Origin of the sequence: Lagierella sp. (assembly GCF_029983815.1) — a bacterium.
Taxonomy (GTDB): domain Bacteria; phylum Bacillota; class Clostridia; order Tissierellales; family Peptoniphilaceae; genus Mediannikoviicoccus.
Map to the genome: position 1 here is coordinate 223,655 of NZ_JASBYU010000001.1, position 11,015 is coordinate 234,669.

General features: G+C 34.1%; 9 protein-coding genes. All 9 read right to left on the reverse strand.

Annotation, left to right across the window (positions count from 1 at the left end; all coding sequences use genetic code 11):
• Positions 1 to 332 precede the first annotated feature (332 nt).
• Positions 333 to 938 carry a hypothetical protein gene (locus Q1K37_RS01070; RefSeq protein WP_300408515.1) on the reverse strand — a complete coding sequence of 202 codons (606 nt, stop codon included), beginning with the start codon at positions 936 to 938 and terminating at the stop codon, positions 333 to 335.
• Between the two features lie 443 nt (positions 939 to 1,381).
• A complete protein-coding gene (locus Q1K37_RS01075; RefSeq protein ID WP_300408517.1) occupies positions 1,382 to 3,094 on the reverse strand; it encodes a peptide ABC transporter substrate-binding protein in 1,713 nt (570 codons plus the stop codon).
• Between the two features lie 313 nt (positions 3,095 to 3,407).
• Positions 3,408 to 4,430 carry an oligopeptide/dipeptide ABC transporter ATP-binding protein gene (locus Q1K37_RS01080; RefSeq protein ID WP_300408519.1) on the reverse strand — a complete coding sequence of 341 codons (1,023 nt, stop codon included), beginning with the start codon at positions 4,428 to 4,430 and terminating at the stop codon, positions 3,408 to 3,410.
• A gap of 9 nt (positions 4,431 to 4,439) precedes the next feature.
• Complete coding sequence (locus Q1K37_RS01085) at positions 4,440 to 5,594, reverse strand: ABC transporter ATP-binding protein (RefSeq protein WP_300408521.1); 1,155 nt, start codon at positions 5,592 to 5,594, stop codon at positions 4,440 to 4,442.
• A 6-nt stretch (positions 5,595 to 5,600) separates the two neighbouring features.
• The gene (locus tag Q1K37_RS01090; protein WP_300408522.1) at positions 5,601 to 6,518 is read right to left on the reverse strand and encodes an ABC transporter permease; all 918 of its coding nucleotides are present in this window, start codon (positions 6,516 to 6,518) and stop codon (positions 5,601 to 5,603) included.
• 9 nt (positions 6,519 to 6,527) lie between these two features.
• Entirely contained in the window at positions 6,528 to 7,460 is a 933-nt protein-coding gene (locus Q1K37_RS01095) for an ABC transporter permease (RefSeq protein WP_300408524.1), read from the reverse strand.
• 59 nt (positions 7,461 to 7,519) lie between these two features.
• Positions 7,520 to 9,208: a peptide ABC transporter substrate-binding protein gene (locus Q1K37_RS01100; RefSeq protein ID WP_300408526.1), complete on the reverse strand. Its 1,689-nt coding sequence runs from the start codon at positions 9,206 to 9,208 to the stop codon at positions 7,520 to 7,522.
• A gap of 472 nt (positions 9,209 to 9,680) precedes the next feature.
• A complete protein-coding gene (locus tag Q1K37_RS01105; protein WP_300408527.1) occupies positions 9,681 to 10,307 on the reverse strand; it encodes a DedA family protein in 627 nt (208 codons plus the stop codon).
• A gap of 86 nt (positions 10,308 to 10,393) precedes the next feature.
• Complete coding sequence (locus Q1K37_RS01110) at positions 10,394 to 11,011, reverse strand: V-type ATP synthase subunit D (RefSeq protein ID WP_300408528.1); 618 nt, start codon at positions 11,009 to 11,011, stop codon at positions 10,394 to 10,396.
• Positions 11,012 to 11,015 lie beyond the last annotated feature (4 nt).

An 11,015-nucleotide genomic window follows, 5' to 3' on the forward strand; every position in this document is an offset into this window, starting at 1 on the left:
ATTATTTTTCTATGATAAAATTCAGCTACAAAATCATATGTAATACTGATATACACCAATCACTTAAGTAAATTATATCACATTTCAAATAAAATGAAAGTATTTTCCTAAACTTTTAAAAGGTTTTCATCTAAAATTAACTTTAAGAAAAAAGTTCCCCGCCCATCATAGGCAAAGAACTTATAAAACATTGCAAAATATAGAATAAAACTGGTATAAACCATTGGAAAACTCTATCTTTCTTTAACAATTTAAGACTAAGCTTCAAAAAGGAACATAATTAAAATCTTATAGTAATCTACCAGTTTATATTCTTAAGTATATTAATAACCTTACTTAGACTCCTCAAATAAAACCCAGCTATCCAATTTCTTTCTAGGTTTCTCCCAACTAGCTATAGCTAAAGCACCCTTTGAGTTCTTATCGGACATTCCTAAATGTCCACCTTTTCCTAATAGATATAAAGTATAATTCAAATCCGTATTAGACTTAAATTCCCCAGTAATATTTCTACCTTCAACCTTTACATTCCACTTATCGATATTTGGAAGGTTAAACTCCCTATCATCACTGACTGTCTCAATATCCAAATTTACTTTACCTTCTTCTATACCTTGGACTGTCACCTCTTTATTATCCACCGTTGAAAATTTCCCGGACCTAGAAACTTCACCATTTTTAAGAATTACAATTAACGAAGTATCCTCAAGTTTTTTAAATATCTCTTTAGGAAAATAAAAGACCTCTCCACTTGTCCTATTTAAAAGAATTTTATTATCCATCAAAACCCCCGCCGAATCAATCTTTTCTTCAGTTTCATTCTTCACAGTTAGGAAAACTTCAATTTCATCCTTATTTCTATAATTATAGATAAAGAATGTTGACAGTGCTAAAGTAGCAATTAAAATTAGTATTACATATTCCCTTTTGTTCTTCATTTAACCCTCCTTAGATAAAAGACATTATACTGTTCAAATTATTAAGGTATTTAACCTAAAACTGATACCAAATAAAAGGTTAGCCAAGTTTATATTATCTTCTCTATTTATTCACAAAGATCTTATAATTAGTCCCAATTTACAGTAGTAATAATAAAAAGTTCTCCCTTAAGAATTTTCTAATTCCTAGCTGGAGTGTTAAATTACTCCTCTTTTAATATATTTGTAGTTTCAATTCCCCTCTATATGAAGTCTTAAAGTTTATTTATTTTTTATTTCTAATCCGATTAGAATATAGCACATCTTTTTTTAATGTGCAAATTACAATAATCAACCATTTTCTTCTTTTTAATTTTTAAACTCACCAGTACACCTTAAGACACTAAAAAAGAAGATAGCCAAAGCCACCTTCTTCTTTAGTTCTTATTTATTCTTATGAAGTTTTATTTTTGTCTTTCAGAAGTGTCAATAGTTTTATAGCCTGTTGTTGTAAATTCGCTATACTTAATTCCTTTAACAAAATCATAATGATATTGATTTGTACTTGCCCCTATTAGAGGAATAACTACTGATTCATCAACTATCATCTTATCCGCTTCTTTATATAGTTCCATAGCTTTTTGACTATCTTTTTCTTGAGAAGCTTCAGTGATTATCTTGTCATAGTCAGCACTTTCCCATCCAGTGTTAACTGCAGCTGCTGCTGATGTAAATAGTGATAACATTGCAGATGGATCGTTGTAGTCAGCTGTCCATGCAAGGTATGCCAATTGGTAGTCACCTTTTTGTACTCTACCAGAAAGTATTGGCCATTCCATAGTTTCTAGTTTTACATTTGTTCCAAGTTTTGTATTGATTGACTGTTGAACAAATTCGTTAATCATCTTAACTCTTGGACTGTTTGTATATATGATGGTAATGTCAAGGGAAGCTGGATCTTCACCAAGTCCTAGTTCCTTCATACCTTCTATAAATAGTGCCTTTAAGTCCTTATTAGCTTCTTTAAGGTCTTTGAAAGAGTCACCAATTTCTTTTCTATATTCCTTACCATCTAGTTGAATACCATTTGGAGTCCAACCTTGAGAAGGTACTACAAATCCTTCTGATAAAGTCTTAGCAAGACCTTCTCTATCAACGGCTAAGTTAATAGCAGTTCTAATCTTTTCATTTTTCATTAAATCATCTTTATGGTTAACAGAAAGGTAGTCGATTGATGGAAGGTCAACCTTCTTAAATTTAACTTCATCCATGCCTTCAAATTTTGTTACCCATTCAGGAATATTGGTTCTTACCACATCTACCTCTCCTACTGAGAATGAGTTCATAACTGTGTTTGTGTCAGTCATGATAGGTAGATTAACAGTTTCTAATTTAACGTTTTCAGCATCCCAATATTCATTGTTTTTTTCAAGAGTAAGTCTTGAGTTGTGAGTCCATTCAACTAATTTGAAAGGTCCACAGGATAATACTGTGTCTGCTTCAGAACCGTACTTTTCACCATATTTTTCAATGATATCAGCTCTTGCTGGTAACATTACTCTAAATGGTACCAATGTTGGGAAATATACTGTTGGAGCTTCTAAAGTTACTTCTAAAGTACTGTCATCTACAGCTTTAACTCCAAGTTCATCTAAGTTGACTTCCCCTTTTGAAGAGTTTATTTTGTTAAAGTTTTTGATTGGCGCAAGTAAGAATGCAGATTCAGAACCTGTAGCAGGATCTGCAACCCTTCTTATACCATATTCAAAGTCCTTAGCAGTAAGTGGTTGTCCATCTTCCCACTTCATTCCTTCTCTTAGTTTAAAAGTGTAAGTTAAACCATCTTCTGATACTTCATAACTTTCAGCAGCGGCTGGAATAAGTTCATTTGATCCATCGTCCTTTTCTGCCATTCTTAAAAGAGGTTCGGTAATATTGTTTATTACAGTATTACCATATAGGTCAGAACCTTTTTGTGCGTCTAATGTAGCTGGTTCCGCATTTAATAATGAGTTCAAATATTGCTTTCCACCGTCTTGAGTTTGTGCAGATTCTCCACTGCTGTTAACGTTTCCAGAATTGGAAGCGTCAGTGTTTTTCCCTCCATTTCCACATGCTGTAACAAATAGCATCATTGCAGCCATGGATAATGCAAGGATTTTTTTCTTGCCATTCATATAATCCCTCCTAAATTTAATATAGCTGACCAGTATATGAAATCGTTTATAAATTATGCAAAATAATTGCCAACAAAATCATATGTATTAAAAAATCAATGTTCAGCTACTTTTCACTATAATTATACCATATTGTAAGAAGAAATACAATTCCTAATAGCTTATAACAATTATAAATCCTCGAATATGGTTATAACCTTTTCCTGTTTTCGACATAAGTATGTCTCGATTTCAACTTTTAAAACATCTTCTATCTAAAATTATAAGAGTTTAGGTTTGGGTTTAATGGAAAATCCATTAAACCCTTAAACTCCTATTTATCCGAAATCTTTTTTAATCCTTCTTCTAACCCATCATTGTATAGATGACAAGCTACAAAATGGTTGTCTCTCAATTCTACAAGTTCCGGTCTTTTCTCTTTACAAATTTCCATGCAATATTTACATCTTGTGTTAAATTTACATCCCTTTGGAGCATTGATTGGAGAAGGTATTTCTCCTTCCAATTTGATTCTATCCTTGGATTTTACTGATGGATCCGGTATTGGAATAGCTGATATTAAAGCTTGGGTATATGGATGAAGTGGTGCATAATATAAATCATCCTTTGGTGAAATCTCAACCATACTACCTAAATACATAACACCTATTCTATCGGATATATGTTTAACCATTGATAAGTCGTGGGATATAAATAGATATGTTAAATCCTCTTTGTTTTGTAATTCTATAAGCAAGTTTACTACTTGTGCTTGAATACTAACGTCTAGAGCTGAAATAGGCTCATCACAAACTATAAACTCTGGTTCTACCGCTAGAGCTCTAGCAATACCGATTCTTTGTCTTTGTCCTCCAGAAAGTTCGTGAGGGAATCTTGCACCGTGTTCAGAGTTCAATCCTACGGTCTTCAACAATTCTGTAACCTTAGCTTGAATGTCCTTTTCTTTCATCCCTTTAAAGTGAACTCTAATTCCCTCAGCTATGATGTCCCCTACAGTCATCTTAGGGTCCAAGGAAGCATAAGGGTCTTGGAATATCATTTGGGCTTTCTTTTTAAAGGACTTTTCTTCTTCTCTTGTAAATTTGGTAATATCCTTACCTTTATAAAGTACTTGACCATCTGTTGGTTCATATACTTTTATTACGGTACGTCCACATGTAGTCTTACCACATCCAGACTCCCCTACTAGTCCAAGGGTTTCTCCCTTGTATATCTTTAATGTTACATCCTCTACAGCTCGAACGGACCTCTTCTTTCCTATTGGGAAGAATTTGTCCAGCTCTTTTAGCTCTACAAGTACTTCTTTATTATTTTCTTTAATTTGTTCTCTATTCATAGTTCACCTCTAATATGGTCTTTCTACTTCAGGAGCCAATTCGTGGTGTAACCAGCACTTACTACAATGGGTGTCGGAGAATTTGTGAACAGGTGGTTTTTGTTCTTTACAAATTTCCATAGCATAATCACATCTTGGTGCAAATGGGCATCCAGGAATATCCAATAGTAAGTCAGGTGGAGTTCCGCCTAAAGCATATAGAGTTTCTTTATCTTTAGAGTCAAGTCTTGGAACAGATAATAGAAGAGCCCAGGTATATGGATGTTGTCCATTTCCAAAGATCTCCCTTACAGTTCCAGTCTCCATTATTTCTCCTGCATACATTACTTGTATTCTATCTGCAAAGTCGGCAACAACCCCTAAGTCGTGGGTTATTAGAACTGTTGCAGTGTTTTTCTTTTCTTTTAATTCTCTAAGAAGGTCAATTATTTGAGCTTGAATAGTTACATCAAGGGCTGTTGTTGGTTCATCCGCCAAGATAACCCTTGGATTACATGCTAGGGCAATAGCTATCATTACCCTTTGTCTCATACCCCCAGAAAGTTCATGTGGGTATTGGTGAACCCTATCTTCAGGATTTGGTATATTTACAAGCTCTAAAAGTCTGATGGTTTCCTTCTTAATTTCGTCCTTGGACATCTTTGTATGAAGTTCAAGGGACTCAGCAATTTGTTTACCTATTTTAGTAGTTGGGTTAAGGGATGTCATTGGATCTTGGAAGATCATCGCTACATCAGAACCTTGATATTCCCTAACTCTCTTCTTAGTCATCTCTAAAACTTCTTCATCTAAATACTTAATGGAAGAACCCTCTTTTATTTCAGCAGATTGCTTTGGAAGGATTTGTAGTATTGCCTTAGCAGCAACTGTTTTACCAGATCCTGACTCCCCTACAATCGCAAGGGTTTCCCCTTCATAGATATCGAAGTTAATTCCCCTAACAGCTTTAACTTCTCCTGCATAGGTGTTGAAAGAAACATGTAAATCTTTAACGTCTATAACCTTTTGTCTATTGGTTACATCTTGTTCTCTTCTTATTGCCTCTTGTAATTCCTCTTCAGATTCATAAGCGGCACCGGCCTTTTTATTTGTAGATTCCGGTGACTTCTCTTCTAGAATTTCTTCAGTTTCTCTATTTTCAATATTTCTTTTATTTTCAGTCATAGTTACCTACTTTCTAAGGTTTGGATCTAATGCGTCCCTTAGACCATCACCTAATAGTGTAAATGATAGCATTGTCAATGCTATAGTAAGTGCCGGGAAGAATAGTTGATAAGGATAGAACTGGAATTTTTGTTGTGCTGCTGCCGCCATTGCTCCCCAAGAGGTTTCTGGTGGCGCAACTCCAAGTCCTAAATAACTCAAGAACGCTTCACTAAATATATATCCCGGTATATCAAAGGATATTGATACTAAAATTACATTCAATGTATTTGGTATTAAATGTCTTAAAATTATATTTTTATTTGATACCCCTAAAACATCTGCGGCTAAGATAAAGTCCTGTTGTTTTAAAGAGAGTATCTGTCCTCTAACAAGTCTTGCCAGACCACACCATCCAGTTATGGTCATTGCAATGATCAAAGTTGAGATCCCTGTGGATTTCATAGCCAATCTTACTATAATAACCACAAGTAGATATGGTAGTGAATATAGAATTTCTACGATTCTCATCATGATATTGTCCACTCTACCACCAAAATATGCAGATATGGCGCCGTATAAAGAACCGATAACAGTTCCAATTACCGCTCCTGCGATACCTATAAAGATGGAAATTCTTCCGCCTTTCCAAAGTCTAGTAAAGACATCTCTTCCGATTTCATCTGTACCAAACCAGAACTCTCCGTTTGGTTTTGTATTTGGCGTTCCTACAATATCTTTAAAGTTATACTTTGAAATCATAGGTCCAATAATAACCATTATAGTCAAAGCTACTAGGATGATAAATGCGATCATAGCAGTTTTGTTTTGTCTAAATCTTCTCCAGGCATCTGACCAATAAGTAACTACTGGTCTTGCAATAAACTCTGCATCCCCTTTGTCCTTTGGGACCCTGGCAAATTTACTTTTATCTATTGTTTCCATATTACTCTCCTAATTATCCACTCTAATTCTTGGATCGGCAACTGTATATAGAATATCAACTAATAGTTGTGCTACTAAGAATAGTGCAGCATAAAATACTGTAGTACCGATGATCATTGGGTAGTCACGAGTTTGGATAGCGTTTACAAAGTAAAATCCAAGTCCCGGAATACCAAACATGCTTTCAATGATGAAAGATCCTGTAAATATTCCTACTATTTGTGGTCCAATTATTGTAATAATAGGTAGAATTGCATTTCTTAAAACGTGCTTTCTAATAATATTAAATCTTGAAACCCCTTTAGCTTGAGCAGTAAGAATATAGTCTTCATTTAAAACTTCCAATACATTACTTCTCATATATCTTGCGTATGTTGCAATGGAACCAAAGCACATTGCAATGGATGGTAGGACAGTAAATTTAAACATTCCAGGTCTAAATCCAGATGTCGGGAACCATTTAAGTTTAACCGCAAAGAATAGCTGTAACAGTGAACCCATGATAAATACAGGGATAGTTACACCTAGAATCGCAATAACGCTAACTATGTAGTCAGGCCATTTACCCCTATTAAGTGCAGCTATAATACCTAGTGTTAAACCGATTACCAATCCGACAATCATGGCTTGTCCACCGATTCTTCCTGATACTGGTGCAGTTTCCTTTATAACTTTTGAAACCTCTCTACCAGGATACTTGATAGATGATCCTAAATCACCTTTAGTAAATACATTTTTCAAAAAGATTGCATATTGTTCATGAACAGGTTTATCAAGACCATATTTTCTTCTATAGTTTTCTATAGTTTGGGGTGGTAATGTTTTACCCATGGCAGAAATAGGGTCTCCCTGAATGTTATGCATCAAAAAGAAAGTCACTGTAGTTATAATAAAAAGTGTTATAACCATGTACAGAGCTCTTTTTCCAATATACTTTAACATTTTTACCTCCTAAATCAGGTGGCTTTTACACCACCTGAGTTATTTATTTTTTTCTTCAACTAAGGTCTAGCTGAAGTGTCAATTGTTTTAAATCCTGTTGTTGTAAAATCACTAAATGTTACACCTTTTACATAGTCGTAGTAGTAAGAGTTTGTACTAGCTCCGATTAAAGGTACGATTACTGATTGATCAACCAACATCTTATCTGCTTGTTTATAAAGATCAAATGCCTTAGCAGAATCCTTTTCGCCAGCTGCATCAGCTATTAGCTTATCATACTCTTCACTAGCCCATCCAGTGTTTACCGCTCCAGCATTAGATGTAAATAGTGATAACATCGCTGAAGGATCGTTGTAGTCTGCAGTCCAAGCTAGGTATGCCAATTGGTAGTCACCCTTTTGTACTCTACCATTAAGAATTGGCCATTCCATAGTTTCCAACTTAACATTAACACCTAATTTAGTGTTAAGATTTTGTTGAATGAACTCATTGGTACTTTTTACAATTGGTGAGTTTGTATAGATTATTGTCAAATCTACTGTTGAAGGGTCTTCTCCAAGACCAAGTTCTTTCATACCTTCTATAAATAATGCTTTAACGTCTTTATTTGCTTCTTTTAGATCCTTATAAGAATCTCCAGCTTCTTTTCTAAATTCCTTACCATCTAATTGAATACTTTGTGGTACCCAACCTTGTGCTGGTGGATTGAAGTCCTTAGATATCAAAGCAGCTATTCCTTCTCTGTCTATAGCTAAATTGATTGCAGCTCTAATCTTGTCATTGGACAATAACTTGTCCTTATGGTTTACCGCTAGATAATCAACAGCTGGTAAACTTACAGGTTTACTCTTAACATTTTCAATTCCTGAGAACTTTTCAACCCATTCAGGAATATTTGTTCTAACAGCGTCAACTTCCCCAACTTGGAAGGAGTTCATTATGGTGTTAGTATCTGTCATTATTGGAAGGTTAACAGTTTGTAGCGCTACGTTTTCCGCATCCCAATAGTCTTCATTTTTCTCAAGAGTTAGCCTTGAGTTATGTGTCCAGTCAGTTAACTTGAAAGGTCCACAGGATAATACAGTGTCAGCCTCAGAACCATATTGTTCACCATACTTATCAACTAAATCTTGTCTTGCTGGTAACATTACTCTAAATGGAACTAAAGTTATAAAATAAACTGCAGGTGATTCCAATGTAACTTCTAAAGTCTTTTCATCAACCGCTTTAACTCCAAGTTCATCTAGTGGTATGTCGGACTTACCAGAGTTAATAGCATTAAAGTTTTTGATTGGCGCAAGTAAGAACGCAGCTTCAGCACCTGTTGCAGGGTCTGCAGCTCTCTTTATACCATATTCATAGTCCTTAGCTGTTAAAGGTTGTCCGTCTTCCCACTTCATACCATCTCTAAGTTTGAAAGTATAAGTAAGGCCATCTTCGGAAACTTCGTAGCTTTCAGCTGCTGCTGGAACTACTTCGTTGGAACCATCTTCTTTTTCTGCCATTCTTAGTAGTGGTTCAGTTATATTGTTGATAATTTTATTACCATACATATCAGAACCCTTTTGAGCATCAAGTGTAGTTGGTTCATTGTCTAGTAGAGAGTTATATATCTGTTCTCCACCATTTCCTGCTGCAGGCTTTCCATCTTTGCCTGTACCATCTGTGTTAGCTCCACCGCCACAAGCAGTAACAAATAACATCATTCCTGCAAGTACAAGTGAAAGAGCTTTTTTCTTTCCCTTCATTACGTTATTCCTCCTTAAGAATATAAATAAGAATTGTTAAATTTTACAGCACACTAAAAAACCAGGTTCCGAAAGAAAACGATTTAAATTTAGGGTAAATATAAAACATTCTCTCAAAACCTTGTCTTCCCATGTTCTGTAGAACTTATGATAATTATAACATAATATTAAAGCATTTCAACTGTGTAATGCATTAATTAATAAATAGGCAATTACATATGCTAATTTAAAGCACAACATCATAAAAAGATTTAATTTTAAGTCTAGTAAAAAACTATATACATTTAAAGTGCTAAACTTTGATGATTCCCATAATTGCAAGGATAGGCGACTTTGATAAAATAAAGCCCAAATTTTAAATATCGTTAATTCTTTATCTTTGTTCGAAATTAAGATAAAAAAATTTTAAAACAAAATTTTAATTTTTTCCCTATTCTTAAAAAATTTCCCAGATTATTTCTATGGTTTTTATTTAATCCTGTATTTTTTTATCAGAATTTTTATTCTCTTTTCTTCTCTTATAAAGATAAACCATTAAAATAAGAGCAACGACTATCACAATTAGATAGGTATAGTTTTTCATAATCTTTTCTATAAAGGCCCAGTTTTCACCTAAGTACATTCCAGCATAGATGATTATTCCATTCCAAATCAAAGATCCAAGACTAGTGAGCAGTATAAATTCAAGAAAATTCATCCTAAACATTCCTGCTGGTATGGAGATGATGGATCTAAAAATTGGTACCATTCTCAATAAAAAAACCGAAACCTTTTGATGCTTTACATATATTTTTTTAATTTTGCTTAGTTTATCATTTCCAAGTCTTAGAAGTTTTCCTTCTCCTAGGAAGATATTACGTATTCTTGGACTATTTATATACCTTCCTATATAGTATAGAGCGATAGCGCCAAGAATAGATCCTAAAGTAGCCGATAATAATACCGATACAAAGCTTAACTGGGTTTGAGAAATAAAAAAACCTCCAATACCAAGAATCGCTTCAGATGGTATCGGCGGAAATAAATTTTCGATAAATATCAAGAGAAATATTCCAATATTTCCATAATTTTCTATAAAATGAAGAAATAAATTATCCATAGGTCACCTCTTCCCCAATTATATCAAATCCATTGATTTTACCCAATAAATACCTAGAGCACTCAAAGTCGAGTGCTCTGATATTTTTATTTCTTTGATTTTACCTTCTTTAGTCTGAAAAATTCTTCTATTTCCTTACCTTCAAGTATCTCCTCTATCTTTTTAATATCTTTTTCAAGCTTTGGAATTTGTATTTTCTCCAGTGCATTTGCTCTTTTTTGAGTTTTATTAATTTCTGAAGCCAAATTGAAAACTGCATTTTCTATTTCCGTCAATTCATATATAAGGTTTCGAATTTTTTTAAATTCCAATAGCAAGTTATCAAAGCCTGCATTTGTGTCATGAATACCAAAGGTCAAGGGAGTTGAGTCATCTTTTTGTACTATTATATTGGGTACGGTAGCTCCCATAACCGACCTATAGAGTATTTCATAGCTCTTTTCTTTGGGTATCGCATCTGTAATATTGTCTAAATTTTCCTTACCTAATATTAAATTCATCTGATTTAAAAGTGCATAGGCCTTGGAAAACTCCTGTCCTATTCTTCCTTCCAGCTCTTTGGCCTTGTCTACTAAGGACATCATCTCCCGAATTAAAACTACTCTTTTTCTATCTAGGAGATTGAAGCCCTTTTTGGCAAAATTTAAGGATTTTTTTAATTTTATTAAATTACCCTTGGTATATGCCATATTTTTCTTTGCCATTTAA

Bases quoted from the DNA above. Each gene is read 5' to 3' on its own strand.
- Q1K37_RS01085 (WP_300408521.1), bottom strand. From the start codon at position 5,594: ATGACTGAAAATAAAAGAAATATTGAAAATAGAGAAACTGAAGAAATT.
- Q1K37_RS01090 (WP_300408522.1), bottom strand. From the start codon at position 6,518: ATGGAAACAATAGATAAAAGTAAATTTGCCAGGGTCCCAAAGGACAAA.
- Q1K37_RS01110 (WP_300408528.1), bottom strand. From the start codon at position 11,011: ATGGCAAAGAAAAATATGGCATATACCAAGGGTAATTTAATAAAATTA.
- Q1K37_RS01075 (WP_300408517.1), bottom strand. From the start codon at position 3,094: ATGAATGGCAAGAAAAAAATCCTTGCATTATCCATGGCTGCAATGATG.
- Q1K37_RS01095 (WP_300408524.1), bottom strand. From the start codon at position 7,460: ATGTTAAAGTATATTGGAAAAAGAGCTCTGTACATGGTTATAACACTT.
- Q1K37_RS01080 (WP_300408519.1), bottom strand. From the start codon at position 4,430: ATGAATAGAGAACAAATTAAAGAAAATAATAAAGAAGTACTTGTAGAG.
- Q1K37_RS01105 (WP_300408527.1), bottom strand. From the start codon at position 10,307: ATGGATAATTTATTTCTTCATTTTATAGAAAATTATGGAAATATTGGA.
- Q1K37_RS01100 (WP_300408526.1), bottom strand. From the start codon at position 9,208: ATGAAGGGAAAGAAAAAAGCTCTTTCACTTGTACTTGCAGGAATGATG.
- Q1K37_RS01070 (WP_300408515.1), bottom strand. From the start codon at position 938: ATGAAGAACAAAAGGGAATATGTAATACTAATTTTAATTGCTACTTTA.